General features: G+C 45.0%; 19 protein-coding genes. 8 read left to right on the top strand and 11 right to left on the bottom strand.

Annotated elements, in window-relative coordinates:
- Window positions 1-166: 166 nt before the first annotated feature.
- Window positions 167-940 carry a PEP-CTERM sorting domain-containing protein gene (locus MRK00_04425; protein ID MDR4516616.1) on the top strand — a complete coding sequence of 258 codons (774 nt, stop codon included), beginning with the start codon at window positions 167-169 and terminating at the stop codon, window positions 938-940.
- Between the two features lie 405 nt (window positions 941-1,345).
- Here the strand turns inward: MRK00_04425 and MRK00_04430 are convergent, their stop codons facing one another.
- Window positions 1,346-2,986, bottom strand: coding sequence for a diguanylate cyclase (locus MRK00_04430; protein ID MDR4516617.1), 1,641 nt, complete (start codon window positions 2,984-2,986; stop codon window positions 1,346-1,348).
- 263 nt (window positions 2,987-3,249) lie between these two features.
- Between MRK00_04430 and MRK00_04435 the strand changes: the two genes are divergently transcribed.
- On the top strand, window positions 3,250-4,113 hold the full coding sequence (locus MRK00_04435) for an alpha/beta fold hydrolase (GenBank protein ID MDR4516618.1): 864 nt from the start codon (window positions 3,250-3,252) through the stop codon (window positions 4,111-4,113).
- 143 nt (window positions 4,114-4,256) lie between these two features.
- Entirely contained in the window at window positions 4,257-4,703 is a 447-nt protein-coding gene (locus MRK00_04440) for a universal stress protein (protein MDR4516619.1), read from the top strand.
- A gap of 9 nt (window positions 4,704-4,712) precedes the next feature.
- Here MRK00_04440 and MRK00_04445 read toward each other — a convergent pair whose 3' ends face one another.
- A complete protein-coding gene (locus MRK00_04445) occupies window positions 4,713-5,519 on the bottom strand; it encodes an outer membrane protein assembly factor BamD (GenBank protein MDR4516620.1) in 807 nt (268 codons plus the stop codon).
- A gap of 20 nt (window positions 5,520-5,539) precedes the next feature.
- On the opposite strand from MRK00_04445, the gene rluD reads away from it, so the two are divergent.
- Window positions 5,540-6,598 carry a 23S rRNA pseudouridine(1911/1915/1917) synthase RluD gene (gene rluD, locus MRK00_04450; GenBank protein MDR4516621.1) on the top strand — a complete coding sequence of 353 codons (1,059 nt, stop codon included), beginning with the start codon at window positions 5,540-5,542 and terminating at the stop codon, window positions 6,596-6,598.
- Here the strand turns inward: rluD and MRK00_04455 are convergent.
- The 5 genes from MRK00_04455 to MRK00_04475 all read right to left on the bottom strand — a co-directional run bounded on the left by MRK00_04455 (window position 6,516) and on the right by MRK00_04475 (window position 13,349).
- On the bottom strand, window positions 6,516-7,451 hold the full coding sequence (locus MRK00_04455) for a LysR family transcriptional regulator (GenBank protein MDR4516622.1): 936 nt from the start codon (window positions 7,449-7,451) through the stop codon (window positions 6,516-6,518). The two genes, rluD and MRK00_04455, sit on opposite strands and share 83 nt — an antisense overlap.
- 671 nt (window positions 7,452-8,122) lie before the next feature.
- The gene (locus tag MRK00_04460; GenBank protein ID MDR4516623.1) at window positions 8,123-9,400 is read right to left on the bottom strand and encodes a porin; all 1,278 of its coding nucleotides are present in this window, start codon (window positions 9,398-9,400) and stop codon (window positions 8,123-8,125) included.
- Between the two features lie 325 nt (window positions 9,401-9,725).
- Window positions 9,726-11,270 carry a patatin-like phospholipase family protein gene (locus tag MRK00_04465; protein ID MDR4516624.1) on the bottom strand — a complete coding sequence of 515 codons (1,545 nt, stop codon included), beginning with the start codon at window positions 11,268-11,270 and terminating at the stop codon, window positions 9,726-9,728.
- Between the two features lie 72 nt (window positions 11,271-11,342).
- Window positions 11,343-12,215, bottom strand: a complete 873-nt coding sequence (locus MRK00_04470) for an acetoacetate decarboxylase family protein (protein ID MDR4516625.1) — start codon at window positions 12,213-12,215, stop codon at window positions 11,343-11,345.
- Between the two features lie 84 nt (window positions 12,216-12,299).
- Window positions 12,300-13,349, bottom strand: a complete 1,050-nt coding sequence (locus MRK00_04475; GenBank protein MDR4516626.1) for an alpha/beta hydrolase — start codon at window positions 13,347-13,349, stop codon at window positions 12,300-12,302.
- Window positions 13,350-13,926: 577 nt separating this feature from the next.
- Between MRK00_04475 and MRK00_04480 the strand changes: the two genes are divergently transcribed.
- From MRK00_04480 to MRK00_04490, 3 genes are all read left to right on the top strand, one after another.
- Window positions 13,927-14,166 carry a hypothetical protein gene (locus MRK00_04480; GenBank protein MDR4516627.1) on the top strand — a complete coding sequence of 80 codons (240 nt, stop codon included), beginning with the start codon at window positions 13,927-13,929 and terminating at the stop codon, window positions 14,164-14,166.
- 3 nt (window positions 14,167-14,169) lie between these two features.
- Window positions 14,170-14,532: a hypothetical protein gene (locus tag MRK00_04485; protein ID MDR4516628.1), complete on the top strand. Its 363-nt coding sequence runs from the start codon at window positions 14,170-14,172 to the stop codon at window positions 14,530-14,532.
- Between the two features lie 691 nt (window positions 14,533-15,223).
- On the top strand, window positions 15,224-15,607 hold the full coding sequence (locus MRK00_04490) for a VOC family protein (protein MDR4516629.1): 384 nt from the start codon (window positions 15,224-15,226) through the stop codon (window positions 15,605-15,607).
- 335 nt (window positions 15,608-15,942) lie between these two features.
- On the opposite strand, the gene umuD is transcribed toward MRK00_04490, so the two are convergent.
- Both umuD and MRK00_04500 read right to left on the bottom strand, forming a co-directional pair.
- On the bottom strand, window positions 15,943-16,548 hold the full coding sequence (gene umuD / locus MRK00_04495; GenBank protein MDR4516630.1) for a translesion error-prone DNA polymerase V autoproteolytic subunit: 606 nt from the start codon (window positions 16,546-16,548) through the stop codon (window positions 15,943-15,945).
- Between the two features lie 168 nt (window positions 16,549-16,716).
- Window positions 16,717-17,163, bottom strand: coding sequence for a hypothetical protein (locus tag MRK00_04500; GenBank protein ID MDR4516631.1), 447 nt, complete (start codon window positions 17,161-17,163; stop codon window positions 16,717-16,719).
- A gap of 616 nt (window positions 17,164-17,779) precedes the next feature.
- On the opposite strand from MRK00_04500, the gene MRK00_04505 reads away from it, so the two are divergent.
- Complete coding sequence (locus MRK00_04505; protein MDR4516632.1) at window positions 17,780-18,394, top strand: hypothetical protein; 615 nt, start codon at window positions 17,780-17,782, stop codon at window positions 18,392-18,394.
- 219 nt (window positions 18,395-18,613) lie between these two features.
- On the opposite strand, the gene MRK00_04510 is transcribed toward MRK00_04505, so the two are convergent.
- Window positions 18,614-19,786: a tetratricopeptide repeat protein gene (locus tag MRK00_04510; protein MDR4516633.1), complete on the bottom strand. Its 1,173-nt coding sequence runs from the start codon at window positions 19,784-19,786 to the stop codon at window positions 18,614-18,616.
- A gap of 225 nt (window positions 19,787-20,011) precedes the next feature.
- Window positions 20,012-21,127: a molecular chaperone DnaJ gene (gene dnaJ / locus MRK00_04515; GenBank protein ID MDR4516634.1), complete on the bottom strand. Its 1,116-nt coding sequence runs from the start codon at window positions 21,125-21,127 to the stop codon at window positions 20,012-20,014.
- Window positions 21,128-21,198: the final 71 nt, after the last annotated feature.

Raw genomic sequence — 21,198 nt, forward strand, 5'->3', positions numbered from 1 at the left:
TACATCCCTAAGAATAATCAACATAAAAAAATAATTACACAAAATAAATACATTAAAATCAGCATATTATAATATAATAAAGAATTGGCACGAATTGTGCTTATACTCTATACGTATACTTAATTTTGCTATTTATACTTAGTTGCAATTTTATAATGAGGAAAAAATGAAAACTAATTCTTATTTGTTTACAGGTTTGTTAGCTGTTGCTACTGCGATGCCGATGGCAGCAGCAGCAGATGCAATCACCTTTACAGGATCAGGAACTGGCCCCGGAAGTGTTCCTGTAAGCGCATCAGCCATTTTTGACATCAGTGGTAATACTCTGACGATAACGTTGCGCAACACTTCGGTTTCAAATAATGGACAGGACGTTCCAGGAAGCACCTTGACTGGCCTTCTCTGGGATTTTACCGGGAATCCATTGCTGACACCAGTTTCGGCAACAGTTGCACCAGGATCATCCATTATTCAAGCTAACACTTGTACCACAGGTCTTTGTGCCGGAGCAACCAATGTGGGCGGCGAGTTCGGTTATCAGGGATCATCGCTCGGCTTTGGCTCGGATAGAGGAATTTCCAGCTCAGGTTATTTATCGACTGGATTACCCGGGAATCTCGGTAATTTCAATGGCACCAACCTTGATAACCCAAATTCTCTTGATGGTATAAATTTTGGTATCGTTTCATCCTCTTCCGGCTTTAATCCTAACGGCGGATTATCAAATGACCCTCTTGTTCAAGATGCGGTAGTTTTCATCCTGTCGGGTGTAAATGGTTTGTCTATTAACGATATATCTCATGTCAGTTTCCAGTATGGCACCAGCTTGACAGAACTTAATATCCCTGGCGATCCAACACCTATGCCAGAACCAACGATACTGTCATTACTCGGCCTGGGCTTACTGGGCTTTAGCGTGATTCGCAAACAAAAAACATAACACACAAAATTAGTTTTCCGTACGCAAATTAAATTAACCCGCTTCGGCGGGTTTTTTATCTTCACAGCTGCACACAACCGCTGCTTAGGAACGGCGGCCAAAAATGACAAAACTGTGTGGCAATCCAGATTAGTCTGAAATTAGGGAGATTTGTCTCATTCGTTTAAGGAAAGATTGTGAAATTGTTATGATGTGACACCGAGTGTTCTCAATACCAGACTCAAAGCTAACCGCTAACACTTAAAGGGCACCTCTAAAAATTCAGAGTTTTAAACAAGACGAGGCGAGAACAAAAAATCTTGACGCAGCATATTATTGATATGTAAGGAAATATTTTTTGTGAACAACGACGTATTGTGACGAAATATGGATTTTTAGAGGTGCCCTAAATTCGATCCCTTTGCTTTATTCATCTGCACTAATCACAACCTGGTTGCGACCTTTTTTCTTGGCCTGATACATTGCTTTGTCGGCGGCTTCACTGACACTTTTCACATCCGGAAAATTTTTTATATCCGCGATACCGCAACTAAATGTAGCCTTGAATTCCCTGTTGTCGCTCATATGCATCAGCCGTGAAAAAACTTTGCGAATTTCATCGATAACCTTGGCTGCTTCAGGCGCATTTGTATCCGTCATGATCACTGCGAATTCTTCACCACCGTAACGGCCAACGATATCTGTCCCGCGCAATCGCTGTTTCAGCAATCGCGCCAGACTTTTTAGTACGCGATCACCCGCCGCATGGCCATAGGAGTCGTTTACTTTCTTGAAAAAATCAACATCAACCATTGCAAATGACAATGGCGTTTTTAAACGATTCGAACGCACAATTTCACGCCCAAGCTGCTCTTTGATCGCGGTATGATTAAACAGATTGGTCAATCCGTCACGCACCATTAATCCACGCAACAACCGCGCGCGCCTCACACGCAAGGTCACAGCAGATATTAGTCGTTTTGGATCAATGGGTTTCACCAAGAAATCATCACCGGCGAGACACATGGCTTCCGATTGCGTATTGAAATCATTTTCTGATGATAAGTAAACAATCGGCACGCTCAACAAGCCATCAACCTGACGGATTACTTTTGCAAGCTCAGTACCGCTGCATTCAGGCAGGTATACATCGATAAGTATGACATCCGGATTAAACTCCAGCAGCGTTTTCATGACTGCATCCGTTTTTTCAACCGTTCTCACCACCATTCCAGCCAGTTCAAGCACGGCTGCATGGTACGCCAGAACCGTCGAACTGTCATCAATGATCAACACACGAAAGGGTTCCTGAGTCTGCGGCACGGCAAACGAATCGAGCTGATCGATCAATTCTGTGGAATTAATCGGTTTTGTAATATACGCAACGCCACCAGCACGCACGGCTTCCAATCGCATCGACAGTTCATCATTTGAAGAGATAAATATGACCATTATGGGTTCGGGCGCATCCTGCTGGATTTCTTTCATGACACGAATGCCAGCAATCGGATCATCCGAAAATTCTATATTCATCAGAACTATCGCATTAGGGTTTTTATTGATCGCCACACGAAAATTTTCCAATTGACCGAACACTTCGACTTCATAACCATAATAACTCAATTGCAGGGCCAGTTCCTGTGCAGCTTCCTGGTCATCATCCACCACAAAAACCTGACACACTTCATCTGAGTCCAGCAAGCTCTCATTCAATTTCTGCGTTATTGCCTGAGCCATATTCTGATCCGGATTGATTGCCAGTTGATCTAACGCCTGTACTTGCGAATGTATTTCATTTTTTTTCTGCTCATCTATCGGTGTTTTGTCCTTCAGCAACACTTTCAATTCTTGCTCCAGAGAATCTGCAATGTGACTCAATTCCTCGAATCCGAATGTTTTGCTTGAACCAACCAAACCATGCACTTTACGATGCACTTTCTGCAATGTCTCAACACTCCATTCATTTTGGAGGTTTTGCCACATTGCTTCTAAATCCTGGACTTTTTCTGGAAGTTTTTTTATAAATGCATCCGCCAAAAGGTGCATTTTTTCTTGAAAGTCAGTCATAGAACTATTCATGATAGGTTACCCATTCGTAAGTAAATGTTTTAAATCAATGCACTCTGAAACAGGGGTCTCGCCACCGAATCAACGTTAACCAGATTCCTTATACTCGCTTTAAATCAGCCGTACCAATGCTCAAAAATTGACTATATTGCATGAAAAAATCATCTGCGATTAACCGCGCAATATACAGTTCCACATTCTCTTCAAATCAGTTAGATTGTAACATTAAGGCATTAAAAATATTAGAATTATTCAATAAGAACATGTTAAAACGTATATTTATCTTTTTTTCCGGTGTGGTTGCGACCATCGGAATCGCTGTTTTCCTTGTCGGCGAACTGGTCACTGGTTCAGCACCCACAGCCCCCGAAACCCTGTTGACTGATTTACCTGTTCATGCTGTTAGAATTCCGGCCCCGGATGGAACAAATGTTCATGGCTGGCTGGTCTATGGAAAAGGCGGCAATGGCGCAATATTGCTTGTCCATTCGATTCGCAGTAACCGTGTCGAAATGTTAAGCCGCGCACGCTTTCTAAATGCGCAAGGTTATCATGTGCTGCTCATCGATCTTCAGGCCCATGGAGAAACACCCGGCTCCCGAATAACATTCGGTGCGCGGGAATCGGATAACGTAGATGCCGCAGTAAACTATCTACACAGCACATTTCCAAATGAACGCATTGGTGCGATTGGCGTTTCACTAGGTGCAGCAGCGATCGTTCTGGCCAAACAGGATCTGAGACTGAATGCGGTTATCCTGGAATCTTTGCACCCGACTTTAGAAGAAGCCGTAGAAAACAGATTGAAACTTTTCCTGGGCCAGCCCGGCTCATTTTTTCTGCCATTAGTACTCACTCAAATTGCTTTCTTCAGCGATACACCGATCGAGCAACTGGACCCAATAAAACACATAAACAATCTTAATGTGCCACTGCTAATCATCTCCGGAACTAACGATAAACATACCCCGCCAACGGAAACAGAACGTTTGTTTGCAGCCGCAAGAGAACCCAAGGAACTCTGGATCGTTCCGGGCGCAGGGCATTTCAATATGCACGAGTATGCGGGCAGAACTTATGAGCAGGAAATATCAGGATTCCTGGCGCATTATCTGAATGCGCAATAAACCTAACAGATACCATCCCGTCTGCGATGCTCAAAGTATATAATGGAGAAGCCTGTAAGAATGGTCTGAGAAAACACTTAACGGATTGATACTTATATTACCCGGCAAGCCCATCAGTAAATAGATTACTAAATTATAAAATTATGCACGACTACACAAAAATACTTGTTGCGATTGATTTTTCAGATTACGGTAATTTAGTCGCCAAACAAGCCAAGTATATGGCTGAGAAATTCAACGCAAAACTTCATATGGTTCACGTTCTGGATAATATCCCTATGCCTGATACACCGTATGGAACATTAATACCGTTGGATGCACAATCTGAGGATTTGCTGCTACAGGCGGAAAAAAACAAGTTCATGCAGATCTGCGACGAAATGCATATTGCGCCAACCAACCGCTGGCTAATATGGGGAACGCCAAAAGAAGAAATTACCCAGCTTGCCTTGCAGGAAAAAATCGATCTTATTATTATCGGATCGCATGGACGGCACGGGCTTGCCGCACTCATGGGATCAACAGCAAAAAATATTATCTTTCACGCTGAATGCGATGTTCTCACCGTGCATCTACGCGACAATCAATAGGCCATTAAGTTACCAGAACCGCCACCACGCAGGATTCTCGGTTTCATAAATGTCTTTCAGGAACTCGCTATCCGGGAAATTCCGCTTTAAAACGCGCTCGGCATCATCGCTTAAATCATGCATACCCAACGCATTATATGCCTGCGCCATGATGAACAGCGCTTCTTCAGTCGCAGGTGTACGCGGATATTCTTTTACAGCGAATTGCGCCCGGTTTGCTGCTGCGACATAGGCTTTTCGCTTCATATAGTAACGCGCCACATGAACTTCATTCATGGCAACCACATTTAACAGATGTGCCATGCGCTGCCTGGAATCAGGCGCATACTTGCTGTCAGGAAAGCGCTTCACCAACTCTCTGAAATTATCAAACGACTCGCGCGATGCTTTTGAATCGCGCTCGCTCATATCCTGCTTCAAAAAGCCGCGCATCATAAAGCTCATAATCCCCCAATTATCGTGATAGTTGGCCAGTCCCTTGATATAATAGGCATAATCGACATTAGCGTGATTGGGATGCAATTTAATGAATCGATCTGCGGCAGCAATTGCTGAAGCGGGTTCCTGCTCCTTATAATGCGCATATGCGGTTTCAAGCTGTGCTTGCTGTGCATAACGGCCATAGGGATAGCGTGCTTCCAGGCCCTCAAATAATTTTATTGCTGCAGGATAATTACCACTACTCAATTTGTCTTTTGCCTCGGTATAAAACTTATTCGCAGACCAGTTATGCGTGTCTTCTGTCTGACTGGGCAATAAACCACACGCAGTCAGCGCCAAGATTAAAATCGAAACGAAAACCAAATGATGCAACATGAGAAAATTCCGTAAAAAGCATGGAAACCGATAAGAATTATAACGTAAAGTCATCACTATCAGCAGAGAATGAAACAAACGAATCCACTATAAATTTACTGATCCCGGCTGAATGTGCAGGACTGCGCCTTGACCAGGCATTGGCCAAAATAATGCCGAACTGGTCGCGTAGCCGCATCCAGTCCTGGATTGCAGATAAGCGCGTCAAACTGGACGGCCTGTGCTGCAATGCAAAACAGAAAGTATGGGGCAATGAATCTATCCAGGTCTCTCCACTTTCTGATCAACCAGAAAACAAACATTCTGCTGAAGCAATCAGTTTGAACATCGTCCACGAAGACGACGCACTCATTGTTATCAACAAACCGGCAGGTTTGGTCGTCCACCCAGGTAACGGTAACTGGCAGCACACATTGCTCAACGCGCTACTGCACCACGCGCCTCAACTGGAAAATGTACCGCGCGCTGGAATTGTGCACCGGTTGGATAAAAATACCAGCGGATTGCTGGTCGTTGCAAAAACCATTGCGTCACAAATCCATTTGGTTCGTCAGTTACAACAACGCACAGTCAAGCGCGAATATCTTGCTCTGGTCTTGGGCGAAGTCAGCCGAAATGGCACGGTAGATGCCGCGATTGGACGCCACCCTGTTCACCGTACAAAAATGGCAATAACCCCCCGTGGAAAACCTGCCCGAACACACTTCAAGGTTCTTGAAAATCTGACGAGTTGCTCACTGCTGCAATGCAGCCTTGAAACCGGACGCACGCATCAGATCCGTGTTCATATGCATTCCATAAACCATCCTCTAGTAGGCGACTCCGTTTATGGCGGCAAACCCAAAAAAACAATACCTGAAATTGGCCGCTTGTTAACGGAATTCCCCAGACAGGCGTTGCACGCATGGCAACTTGCGCTCATTCACCCGGAAAACGATCAAATGTCACAATGGCAAACTGATCCGCCAGACGATTTGGTTTTCTTATTGAATCAACTCAGAAAGCACCGCGCAGATCAATCCTTGCATCTTGATCCCAGTAAGGCACCGGCCCGATACGTTGCAAAAGAAAATCAATAAAAGAGCGAACTTTAGCCGGGACATGACGGCTGGGAAGATAGCACACATAAACATAGCGTTCCACAGCAATATACTCGGATAACACGGCCTGCAGCTTGCCATTTTGTAAATCCTTACCCACGGTAAACGTTGGCAGTAATGCAATACCCAAACCACCAAGCACCGCCTGCGACAATGCATCATCATCGTTAATACGCAATGTTCCCGATACGGGCACAGCAATGACACCTTCCGGCCCGGTAAAATTCCAGTAACCCTGTTCCCCTGAGAGGGTATAGTCCAGACAGTTATGTTTAATCAAATCCTCGGGTGTCTGCGGCGTACCATTGTGTTGAAAATATTGCGGTGTGGCGCATAGTTTACGGCGCACAGGCGCCAGCTTACGCGCGACCAAGTTGACATCAGGCTCATTGGTAACCCGAATGATGACATCGTATCCTTCGCCAACCAAGTCTACAGGACGATCGGTAATCGTTAAATCGATACGGATTTCAGGATAACGTGACAAAAAATCAGCCAACGCCGGCGCCACATGAAGCGTCCCAAATGCTACTGATGCACAGACTTTCAGCATGCCACGCGGCTCTGCCTGCATGCTATTTACGACGCGCTCCGCCTGCTCGGCTTCGTCCAGAATATGCACGGCATGTTCTGCAAGCACTGTTCCCGCTTCTGTCAAACTGAGGTGCCGGGTACTTCGGTTTAGCAACTGCGCGCCAAGATTCTTTTCAAGCTTTGATACCGCTTTACTGACAGCGGAACGCGAGATATCCATTCGGCGTGCAGCTTCAGCAAAACTACCCGATTCAACTACACGCGCAAAAATTACAAAGAGATTAAGATCCTGTGTCATGAAAAGTTTAATTCAATCGTCAACCACAGGGAAACAATATAATTCAATTATTGGTACTTATCGAACTTGAATTATTACGGTACTATGCGAACCGAATTTGAGAAAAAGCTGGGTATTGTCAATTGCGCTAGATTAATTTCAAAAATTCATTGTATAACAATTTTATATTTAATAGCTAAAAACTAGCTGTAACCGTTAGAACAACTATTAAATAGTTTGGCGGTATCAGTTGAGGTTGTTTAATTGTCAACCCAAAAGAACGCGAACCGATGTAGCTCTAATCCGTAAACACCCTGCTACATCTAAATCTTTCTTTCAAGGTCGTGTTTCTATTGGAAGTAAATAGAAAATAACTCAAAAAAAGAAATGCACAGACATCGCTTAATTTAACAGAACCTGAAACAACTTAGCATCAAAAGTCTTTGCATCTGAAGCATGCCAAGCCACCAACAAACAAAATTTAGAATTAAAACAATATTAAGGGTACGCAATTTACTGCGTATTTATAACCCAAGGCATTCATTACCGTTACGATAAAACAGCTCTATCGTCGCAATGAAAGTGGCAAATGACGGCCACGATCAGCAAAACAGGAAGCAAACAATTACGAAATATAATTGCTTGCTTCCTGTTTTTTTCTAGTTTCTAGTGTGGGCTACGTTTTCTAATTTTTAGAAGCGGAAGATACCACTCACAGATAACAGAATCTGGTCATTATCCTTTCCATTATTGAACGCTCTATCAATTTTCCTATCAGATGTTGACCGGTCATATCTGATCTCAGGACGAATGGTAAAACCAGCAATTGGGGTATAGTTCAACCCGCCAGTTACCGCAATATAGTTGTCAGTGAATCCATTGACACGAACACCGTCATCATCCCGGAACCATTCCATACGCATTCCTGCAGCTAAGTTGTGAAGAATATCGTAGAACAAATATTGATTTACACCATACCATTGTGCGGCGCGACCGAAAGCCGTTTTCTCTTGGTTACCATGATCGTGCTGCAACACATAGTGCAATCGGTCGGTCACATCATGTTCCAGCACCAAACTGTATAATGTACGATTATGATCGACTTTCACATCACCTGTACCTGTACCAAATCTCGATTCAACACTACCGCTGATTAACGAACCGGTAATTGAAGTGCGCTCATTGTCAGTAGTGTAGCTAATGCTTCCCAAAAAGTTCGCGGGTTGATCAAAATGCGCATCCCAACCTGTTACGACACCACCTTTGACAGTAATATTATTGTTAACCGGATAGGTGGCTATAGCACCCGTATGCGTGAAAGGCTCGCCATACTGCATGGTATAGGCATGCGAGAAAAAGAAGTTACCTGCTGAAGGCACAACTTCATACCCGATCAATGTATAAAAGTGCCCCAATGACACAGTCAATCCATTACCAACAGGCACATAGACATCTACATAAGCTTGTGGAAAAGCCAGCTGATGCTGACTCGTACCATTTAGAATCCTGCCCGTAAAATTTTCATCTGCATCAAAATTTGATGCAAACGTATAGCGTGCATCCGACCCAAACAAGAGATCAGCACGGAAACCAATGCTAAAAGTATCCGTATTTTTATTGACTTCACGCTCTAAATAACCATAGACCTGTTGCAGCCTGAATTCATTCGGTCCTCTATTAAAGGTAACCGGGCCATTATTTCCTCTCGGATTATCAATATTTCCTGTAAACCCTATTTCCGCCCAACCACCGAACTTAACACCAAGTGCTTTCATAAAAGATGTTTCGTTGTATTTATAACCGGTCAGGCTTTCAATCAAACCAACATCCTCGGCACTCGATGTTTCTGCATAAGAATCATGTCCATACGGTTTTTCAACAATAGCATACGCCGTTGAAGACAAAGCAAATATACCACCCAGGACAAGCATCAGTCCTGTAGTTTTAAATTTTTTATTATGCGCAATCAAAACGTAATCCTCCCAATTTAATTCATACCAATTCATTCAGTCTCACTAAACGCAATACCAGCACTGCTATCCTTTAAGATTTGAGACACGAAGAGACAAATCCATACCCTACGTAAGGTTAAGCATACTGAACGACATCCTGTCACGCAAATTTTTTCCTTATTTTTTCAACAAATTTGCAACGATCTGTTGCAAATTGTTCCCACTTCTTTATTCCACCCGCAAAAACCACGTACTTTTTCCTCGAAAAACGTCACACGGTTTTAGGGACAACAGAAATAATTCACTCATTGAGAACAGCCCCTGTGATACTTATGAGTACTCGCTACTTGAGCCGCATCACATAGGTATCCCAAAGCTCGCCGATAAAGAAACGTCCGAATTTGGACAAAGTCGCCAATTTGTCTGTTTCCAGCAGCGGATTGACGATTTCCATGCTGGAGATGAGTTTCAACAGTTCCTTGACACCCAGCGTCAGTATGCCTGCGCCGATAATCTCGCCCGATGCATCCCGCCCTTGATATAGCAAGGTATGAAGCGTGGTCGTGTCGTCCCACAGGTCAAACATGGGGTCATCGCGAATGATTTTTTTGCCTGCCAGATAGTATTGCCGGTTCAAGTGCTCGAAACCCAGTTCATAGATCATGTATTTTGTGCGGGGCTCATCTGCGGGGCTGAACAGATTGAAAATACCGCGATCCGCGATCATGCCCATGCCGAGCGGCGGAAAATCGATTTTACCTGCCAGATGACCGGCATGGCCGGGCTGCTCGATAAACCGATCGATGTCGTCAATGGTGACATCAACATGTATCGCCAATTCGTTTCCGGCGCGATTGCCTTGTTTCTTTCCGTTTTCAGGATCGACCGTATCCAGAGAAAAGCCGCCGGACATGGTTTCCTTGAAAAAAATCCCAGGGCTTTGCTGTGTCATTTGCAGCACTTTCGGGTCAAGCGGAACGCCCTGCGGCGACATCGAGGCAAAGTAGCTTCTGGCGTCGTTGCGCCCCATTTCTATGAGGCGGACATGTGAGATTTGCCCGGTGTATAACGCGGAATCCAGCGGCAGGGGATGCGCCGGTTTGATCAGATGCAGCGTAATCGGCTGGCGGTGTCCGTAGACTTCCTCACCATTCCGGATGCGCGCGTTGATTTCTGCGATGTGCAGAATTTCCTTGCCTAATGCGCCGTTAGCGCTCATTTCCAGCATCTGGACGTAAAAGTTGAGCAACCCGCTGCGGTATTGCGGGATATTGCCCATGATCCAGACCAGCCATAATTCATTTGCGCCGGCTTTCACAGGACCGAGCAGATTCGCATCCTGGATAAAACCGGAATCCAGATAATTGACGCCGTTGATTTGAACAGGCGGCAGAGTACCCGGCAGGGAAATCCCTGCAACGAGAAAATCCTCGCTGATATCCTGGTGCCTGATGGTCACATTGGTTTTGGTGCTGAAGTTGCACACATTAAACGTGGCCTGCATGCCGCCTGCCGCTCTGATTTTGTCGACATTAATCCCCAAATGTGGAAAAACTTTCTCTCTGAATGCATCTGCGCTGCCTGCCGCGACAAAAAATGGATCGCTGAGATAGTCTTTCAATGAACCGAAAGAAATGGTGTCCATCATGTTCAGACTGCGCCACCGGTCGCACATTTCATCGGCCTTCAAACCGGACAACAGCATGGCCAGATTGAGCGACCCGCCGGACGTGCCGTCCATCAAATGGAATTTCAGGCCGTGCGAAAAAATCTCATCGAGAACACCAGCGGCATACGATAACCGCAGGCCGCCGCCTGGCAAAATAAGCGCGCGTTTGATTCCGGATGCAGCCTGCTCTTCAACTGCCGCGCCTTGTGGAGTATGCATAGAATCTGGCATATCAACCCTTTTTTAGCAATGAACGGAAAAGATCCCAATATATCCGGGATTCCCTGTAATTTATTTTGGCGGAACCGGCGCACTGGGCGGCGGCAGCCATTCCTCGCTCAGGCCCAGATCGATCACCGATTCCATGCCTTCGGGCGCTTTTTCGGGCAGTTGGTCATAATCGAGAAACCAGCTTTCGATGTGGTCATCGAGGATGCCGTGTATGCTGGGCAGATATATCGCAGCGATGGCATCGCCGATTTCAAGATCCTTCATCGCCTGCAACCGCGGATGATCGCCAATGACAAAACGCGCCTTGTCTTTTCCAAACAGACGGACGCCAAATTTGTTGTTGAGCAGAATATCCGATTTCATCAGCATGCCGCGAAACGCGCAGTAATTGGAGGCGCGGACTTTGATCGGAATAAAATTAAAGCGCGGTTTTTTGATCTCCACATAAGCGACCAGCTGGCCGTCGAGGTCATACTGGCTGCTGACCAGTTCATCGGTAATTTTAAAATCGAGCTGACCCTGATGCTTGGGCATACCCCAGATGCCTTTCCCGCCTTTTACAGACACTTCGGATGAAACAGGCAGGTCGATGACATATTGCCCTGTTTTGAATAAATTGGGCAATACACCGGGCAACAGTTTGGGCGCCGGTTTAGCGCCATGCGTACAGGCGATGCCGATGCTGTATTCGATATATTTACCAATGGGCGTTTCCCGGTAATCGATCACGGTCACAATGAGCAGACCACTGTTCCACAGGCAGAACGGTTGTACGCTTTTGGGCAGAAACGCTTTGGATTTCTCGAGATTGATGGGAAAAATGGCCATCAATGCAGGTGAATTCACAGCGGATACCGGCAGTTTGAACGGAATGCCGTCGACGAGCGCATATTTCCCGGTGTATTGCTTGATGCGTCTGGGTATCATCAACATAACTATCCCCCTTTTTACAAATCAATTACAGAATTAGTAGTGTGCTGTACTTCCCGGAAACATTTCCCATGACCTGTCCTTTTTTTACCGGTCCAGCTCGGCAATGAGCAGCGGAAAAGTGTCTCTGGCGGCATTTTTCCCCATAAACACATCGAGATGGCCATAGTTCGGCAACAAATGCAACGTATGGTAATCTTTCCGGATATTGGAAAAATATTCATACGATTTTTGCTGGCTGACCGGCAGAAAACACAGATTATCCTGTCCGGCAAAAAATGCGAAACGCACGTCTGTTTTGGGGCCTTCAGCAGCAAAATCGGCAGGCAATTCCTTAAACCCTTCAATAGACACCAGATTGCCGCGCTTGATACAACGCAGAATCTGGTCAAAAAAACGCAACGGCACCTCGGCGAATTCCTCCTTCAGCCATTCATGCGTTTCATCGTTCAGGTTTTTATGACTCCACAATGCGGGAAAACCGGAACCGTAGGTAAAACTGACCTGCTTGCACACCGCATTGTTACATTCATGGTGCGTCAGATTAACAAAAAGCGTGATCAGTTTGGCGCTTAAATTAGGTGCTTCCACACCCCAGTGCGGATTCAGGTAACGTGTGAGCAGCTTGACAACCGGCAGGAAATAATTGAGCTTGAAAGTGGACCAATTGGGAACCGTGGGATTCAATGAAACGGCGTTACTGACTATGGTCGTAACTTCGGGCACCAGCCCCGCCATCGCGGACATGGTAAAACTGGTCGACCCCTGGCAATGAATAACCGCCTTGAGCGTACCCGCGCCGGTTTCGTTTAAGATCGTTTTGACCGCCTGCGGGTGGTCGTAGAGCGCCGCCTGATCCAGCGTCCACAAATTCGGCGGAAATTCAATGCTGGCGCGCCAGTTCTCAAGCCACACATCATATCCGGCCGCAACCAGCGCATCGACAAAATCCTCTTCCACCGGCGCTCTAAAGATATTCGCCCGCACACCTGCGCCATGAACCAGTATCACCGGGCCTTTCTCAGGCGCACGTTCTCCACGGACATTAATCAAATTCAGTTCCCGGCCATCGCCGGCCGTAAACGGGACAATACGTTCAGAATAGTGCTTTTTACGTACTGATTCACTTGCTGCCATAAATCTCACCCCTTTAACACTTAAACATTAAAATTTTAACGATTACGCACCGTCCAATTTCTGATTGCGTAACGTTGGATGACTCGGGCTTTCACTGTCACAGATGATTTCGAATTCAGGCGCATTGACGCCAGGAATTTCTGCAACGCTTCAGGTGATTCAAAAAAGTACTGTATTTAACGATTCTTTATCAGGATTGTAACGCTTAAATATGGACTCCTGCACGTCATTTCGAACCGGATTGAAACAGAAAATATTTTGTAATGCAGAAAAATGACAGGAAATAACAATCACTCAGTGATAACAAATTGAATTTAATCTGATGCATTCAAGAAATTTGAATAAGCGGTGTCGACTGAAATCATTGGAAAGAGCACTATCGGCCAGAACTAGCCAGTCTATTTCTTTAAATAATTCTCTTTAATAAAAGTAGAAAGCCTGTACTGGCATGATATTCAGGTCTGCATATCGTGCTATTTAGGATGATATATAGTTAGCAAACTAATAAAGATGATAACTCTTTTGTCGTTCATGTACATGAGCTAGTTGTCGGGCTCAATAACGATGGGAGCAAGCTATGCAAAGGTTTTTATTGGTGCTGTTTATGGGACTTGGATATCTACTTCAAGTAGGTGGAGGGTTTTTTCTTGCAGGGGTATTCTTTTACGGCATATATATCTTATTTTTCAAATCTATCACTATTGGCTTAATGGCGATAGGCGGTGCTGTGGTTGGTGGGTGGATTGTTCAACTTGTTTCCAATCTCCTTTTCGCTGTAGGAATGGGAGTGGCGACCATTGGATTCAAAGAAGAGTAGTTAATGGTAAATCCATTCAAAAATATTCAACTTAAGTACTGGCCTGATTATTTGTTGGCAATTACTGGAGTCAGCTTTTTAGTACTCTTAGTTGGCATGATTTCGGGTCGGCAGATTCCGGGTGGCATTGTTTATTGGGTAATTCTGTTTGGTGGGTTAGTTAGCTTTGGTATAGGTGCACAAATAGCACACTATAGAGCGCATCTGAAAGAAATAGAAGGCAATATTAATATCTGGGTTTCCAAGTGGAGGCATACTATTTTGGCCGATTCATTTGCCGTAATCGGTGTAATTCTAGTCTTGTATGCTCTGGGTCATTTTCTTGGTTTCTATATAGACCCTAACATAGTGTCAACCCCCGGTTAGGAGAGGTGATGTGTTTGTAAAATGAAGGAATTAAAGAATTTCTGATGCTTCAAGTATAAAACTAGGCAAAAGTGGCTCTGACAGGTGGCATCTGTCATCCACCGACTAGGCATGGTGTCCTAGATCGCCATGGTGTGGTGCGGTGTAACCGTTTCTCATCGCAACTTTACGATCTAGACTTGAGGATTATTCATGGTTATTGAATTGAAAGTCAGAATACATCCTGTGTTAGTTATATTGGCGACCAAGGTCGTCACCCTCATTCTAATATAGCGGTGGGCAACGGGGGCGAGACACCGCCCCCGTTGTTTTTACTTTTAAAAATATTGTCTTTTACTTCTAGAAATAATATTTCTGTTCTCTTTAAAAATGAAGATAGACAAAGCAATTGAAAAGTTTGGAGGTGGCTATCAATGCTAATAATAAATTAACACGTAACAAAGGTTGTCAAACAGATCCAATATCGCATCGCTTGCACTCCTTGCATTAGCCCGCTACCGCCAACTTTGTCCCTGTTAAAAATGAACCTTTTCCTATTTCACTGGCCAGTTTGGGTCGATTAGCGACATGTAATAGGCGTTTCAAAAATCCGTTGCCAGGAAAACAGGAACCAAATCCGGCCACGTTATAAAAAAATCTTTTCCATAAAAAATGAACTACACTACGCCTTATTTTAATTAAGGAAACTACTATGGCAATTTTTACCCATGTTACATTAGGTACAAATAATTTTGATGCAGCCGTTACTTTTTACGACGCTGTATTAGGCGCGCTGGGCATTAATAATCTTGGCAAGTTTCACGATACCGCCATGATGTATGGCAAGGAATCTTTTGAATTTGTGATTCTCACACCTTCAAATGGCGAGCCTGCCTGCAGTGCAAATGGCGGGACTGTTGGATTTGCGGCAACCAGTCGGGATGCGGTACATAAGTTTCATGAAGCCGGTTTGGCCAATGGCGGTACCGATGAAGGCAAGCCTGGTCCACGCAGTTTTGCGCCACATGCTTACGCAGCCTATCTGCGGGATCCTGATGGCAATAAGATTACGGCTATTTGCTTTGCCCCGGAATGAACTTAGCCGCCGAGTGATTGTTGACGCTTGTTTAAAACTGACCGGCTAAAGCTATCCGGTTGAAGCTATTTATGCTGATTGAATTCTGACCAGGCAACCCACGTACCCGGCTTAGTTCTTGAGGAGGTCTGAAGCAGTAACCGGTATTAATGTTGTAATTGAGAAAAACGGCTGTCGGCCATGAACAGCCAGCTTTCAGAATGATGGGCGTAGTGCATCGGCCCGCTTCAATACCGTTCTCATAACGAATCAGGCCAGTTTCACAGCTATGATCTTGAGTTGGGTTGCACCGGTTGCTTTCAGATCAAGCAATACATAACATGGCTCCAACGTGCTCATTTGAAACGTCTGAATGATCCTGTCACTACACCAAAAATCTCAAACTGTGTATCCGGACGAATGTAAATGGGTCTGTAAGTACCCGATGAATTGGCCGGCATAAGTCTTGGCATCTTGTTCGCCCCGTAGTCAAGGATCTTGATGGTGAATTCCCGATCAACCACTGCAAGCACAATGTCACCGATAACTGGCTTTTTTGATCGATCTACCACAACTTTGTCATCCGGTAACAAACCCAGATCAATCATCGATTCTCCTTTGATCGTCACGAAAAAGGTCGAATCGGCGTGATCAATTAGAAATTCACTGATATCAAGACGTTTCTCGACATGATCATCTGCAGGACTGGGTAAACCTGCGGCAACTTTGGTAGAAAAAAGTGGCAATCGGGTTGGTTGATTGCTCATCGCGGGAATCAAAAACTCATCCACACGGTCTGCTTCATGACTGAAATTTTCTTTTTTGCACTGGTATGCGTCAAGAAAGTTTTTAATGTTATCTCTCTGACTTCTCGGTATGCGTATTGTGGTTGTCGGCTCGCCATACTTCCCTTGTCCGCCAGGCCTGCCTGCGTTTTCTCTTTTTCCGCCACGATTTGACATGTTGAGTTACTCCGTTATGAAATACGTAACAGTATTCAAACACACTAACTATTCTGGTGTCAAATGAATAAATAATGTTTTAAGGCTGGCAGGAAATCAATGACCAAGGACATTCGAAGAATTATTTCCACCTCTACAGCGACAAATCAGTACAGGTTATGGCGCACCTCATTTTTTTATTTGAAGATTGGCCAGATCATTTGCCATAAATTCCTCATGATATTTTTCCTCCAATGGGTACAATAATTGTATTCTTTCTTCGGGAGACATCTTATTGAACGCATCATTTCCTACAATTTCTTTAGCGTCTTTCATCGCAAGTCCTGTCACTAATTCGTCCCAGAATGTTGCATTATCATAGTTCTCAATGATCTCGTTAACTTTACTGTTCTCTTCATACTCCATTGTTTCAAAGTATTTATTTAATGCTTTATCAGCCTTTATCAAATTCTCATAACCCATTTCTTCAGCATATGAATAAAATTTCTGGATTACATCTTGATACTGCTTTTTTTCCGGCGCTTCTTCCTGGTCGTGCGCTGTTAACATCCACTCTCCAAGATAGAGAATATCAAGTAACAATCTGTATTCTTTTTTTGTAATATTAATTTTCATATTCAATCTTTCCTAAAAAATCAACTGTGGACAATTGAAACCTGGCAACAACATAAGAACAAGTCGCAACTTAACTTGTAAATACTTTTCATACCTGGTGTCTTTTGCCACAATCCAGGAAAATTAGTAAACAGGATAATGGTCGTGAATGTGTTTCATGATCCGCTGTAATTAACACCCGGCATAACGCCGCTTGCTTTCCCTGGTTGCGGGTTAGTATCAGCGGTCATTATAGCGTCCACGAATGAGTGTCGTGGTCGTGGCAAATTAAGGTGAATTATAGTTGTCGTTAGAATCTGATGGTAACCTGAGAAGTTAGTCTGAATTATAACGCGTACTATTTTCTAAAACAGCACAAGCAAATTAGCAAGCGTACAGTTGGCATTATTAGAATATCAGGTATCGGCCAAAACCGGTCTGTCAATTTTTTTCAATAAACTTCCAATAACAAAGTTTGTTATGATGAAGACTAAATCAGCGTATCATCAAATAAATTAAAGAGATAGTATGCAACTTGAGGTGTTAGATTTCATTTTTGACGTAATATATTGCGTCATTTCGGGCATCTAATTCTAGTTGGCGGCGTTCAGTCCTTACATCAATACGAGGTAAAATCATGGAAAAACCAACTGTAGAAAATATTGTTTCAGTGATGAATTTTAAGGGATACCGTGTATATGATACTCCATCAATAGATTGGAACCTAAATATTGTTGGCATACGATCTAAAAACTTAGACACAAAGAAATTTGACGATCTGTTAGTTGTTTTTCATAGATTTATGGGGAACTGGGATGTTACGTATTATCCAATTACTACAGACCCAAGCACACATTATCTAAAACACCCTATAAACAGCAAAGGCACTGCCATTTTGATGGAAGGTCAATATAAGTCCGCATATAAAATTGATATTCATAAAAGAGGTCGGCAAGGCGCTCATAAGGCACTGTGTCAGCGTCTAGGAAACGTAACTGTTTACAGAGATAGTGATAGAGATGGCTCATTAGATATCGATAAGAATTCTATACAAACCGGGAAGTTTGGAATCAATATCCACAGAGGGCCTCGAAACGGCGCAGCGAACCCAGATAATGATATTTTTTCAGCCGGATGCCAGGTATTTGCAGATGATCGTCACTTTGCCGAGTTTATGTTGAAATGTGAAGCTGGAAAAGAGGCTTTTGGCAACTCGTTTACATATACACTTTTATTAGAAAATTACTTTTAATAGCTATTAACAGTCGCTAACAAAACCATCCGGCGGACGCGCCAAAAACGCTCGCGGCTGATGGTTGACGTTATCTCTGTTGATGTTGAAACATGGACCTTTCCTATCCCTCCGGCGGCTTTGGGTCGAAAGCAGTCGATCTGAAATTTACATTTTTTAAACAAAGGCAGCTCGATCCTTGCAGTAATCGAACGGGTTATCCAGTTCCCTCTTTCTCCATTACTCCAATGCACCGGATTCCTTTTCCCGACCCTGTATTTCCGACTGCAATTGCTGGTAATTTGCCCGCACGCCGCGTGTATCCGGATGGTTTTCTCCCAAAACATTCTCAAAAATCTTTAATGCCTGATCCAGGTATTCATGGGATTTTGTATAGTCGCCCAGCGCATACCAGGCGCCGGCTAAATTATTGTGGTACGCCGCCACCTGGAGGTTATTTTCTCCGTACGTTTTGATGTCGCTGGCAAGCGCCTGCTCCAGATAGACAACGGCTTTTTTATAGTCGCCCAGCGCATACCAGGCCATTCCCAGATTATTGCGGTCAATCGCCACATCGGGGTGATTTTCCCCAAAAGTTTTGATGTCGCTGGCCAGCGCCTGCTCGTAATAACCAATGGCTTTTTTATAGTCACCCATCGCATCCCAGACCGTGCCCAGATTATTTCGGCTAATCGCCACATCGGGATGATCTTCACCAACTGTTTTGATGGAATTGGCCAGTGCCTGCTCATAATAACCGACCGCCTTGTCGTATTCGCCCAGCGTGTACGCCAGTCCCGCCAGATCTGAAAGATAGTCCGTCCTGTCAGGCGCCAATTGCGCGGCGGAACGGCACAACGTGGATGCCTGACGATAGCGGATCTCGTCCTTGGCGATCTGACAGCGCTGATAATTTATTTCTGCGGTAACGGTATTCACGTTGTCCGACTGGGTTTCCAGTTGTTGCAACAACTGCTCGACTTGCGGGTTATCGCCGTCAGCCAATGCTTGTTGGGTCCGGTTCAACAGGTCATCTGCAACCTGGCCCCGGATAGACTCCAGCTGCACGATGCGCGTTGTTAGATCCTCGATATGTTTCTGGTAGCTTTGTTTGACGCCCTGTAAATGACTTTGAATAACATGCAACTGGGCTGCCAGGTGCTGCCGGTCATTGGCATGCGCCCTGGCGTAGCGTGCTTCCAGATCCTTTTCCAGATGCCTCAGTCCCGCCTCGTATTGTTCCGGGGTAAGCCCGATATGCACATCGCCAGAATCGGAGTCCAAAAAACCGGCGCCTGATTGACTGACAGTCAGTCCAAGGTCATCATCCGGCGTCACACTGTGACCCAGTGGGGCGTTCATACCCAGTAACACCAGGAGGCTATAGCAAAACAGGTTGTGTAATCGTGACATTATGCTTATCAGGGTTTGTTCTGCTTCAGTCTGATTCCGGCGACAGATTTAATCATCTACTCGATGTCCCTCAGAAGTCCCACAGAACCTATTCAAGATCTCAATCAAGTGATGCAGTACAAGGCAAAATAGAACTCAAAAGCGGAGCATACATAAAGTATGTGAGCATTTTGAGTTCTATTTTAACGCCGTAATGCGCGCTTCAGTGAGATCTTGAGCAGATTCTCAGTCTGAAAAGAAATCACGCGCCTTATCCATCCACGATTTGGCGCGCGGACTATGGCGGGGGCCATCTTTCAGACTGATCGTTTCCAGTTCTTCAAGCAATTCTTTTTGGCGCGCAGTCAGTTTCACCGGCGTTTCTACAATGACATGACAAAGCAAATCCCCCTTGCCATGGCTGCGCACGCCTTTAATGCCCTTGCCCCGCAAGCGAAAAATCTTGCCAGTCTGCGTTTCGGCGGGTACTTTTATTTTGGCATGCCCTTCGAGTGTAGGCACTTCGATCTCACCGCCCAACGCAGCCGTTGTAAAACTGATCGGTATCTCGCAATGCAGATGATCACCGTCGCGATGGAAAACAGAGTGTGACGCAAGATGGATGACGACATAAAGATCACCTGGGGAACCACCGTTTGTCCCGGCCTCACCCTCGCCTGCAATACGAATACGATCTCCATCATCGACGCCGGCCGGAATTTTCACATTCAATGTCTTATGCCGTTTTACGCGCCCGGTGCCGTGGCATGTGCCGCATGGGTCGGTGATTATTTTGCCATTGCCATGACATTTCGGACAGGTTTGCTGAATCGAGAAAAAACCCTGCTGCATCCTGACCTGACCATGGCCATGACAGGTTGGACAGGTTTGGGGCTTGCTGCCTGGCTTGCTGCCATCTCCGTGACACGTCTCACAGGCATCCATTGTAGGAATACGAATCTTGGTTTCAGTACCATTCGCCGCCTGTTCAAGCGTAACCTCGAGGCTATAGCGCAGATCTGAACCCCGGTGTACGTTCGAGCGCCCCCCACGCCCGCCAAAGATATCGCCAAATATATCCCCAAATGCGTCGGCAAATCCCTGTGCTCCACCTGCTCCGCCGCCTGCCGCACTCGTATCCACTCCGGCATGGCCGAATTGATCGTATGCTGCGCGTTTGTTGGCATCGGATAATACTTCGTAGGCTTCCTTGGCTTCCTTGAACAATTCCTCTGATTTTGGATTTCCCGCATTCCGGTCGGGATGATGCTTCATCGCCAATTTACGATAGGCTTTTTTAATTGTGCTGTCATCGGCATCCCGATTGACACCGAGTACTTCATAATAATCGCGCTTGGCCATATTTAGTTCCTGTCACCATTTTCAGTGTGTATCGATACTTCCGCTTTTCCTAGTTCATTGATTTTCAAGCA

The organism is Nitrosomonas sp., assembly GCA_031316255.1.
Taxonomy (GTDB): domain Bacteria; phylum Pseudomonadota; class Gammaproteobacteria; order Burkholderiales; family Nitrosomonadaceae; genus Nitrosomonas.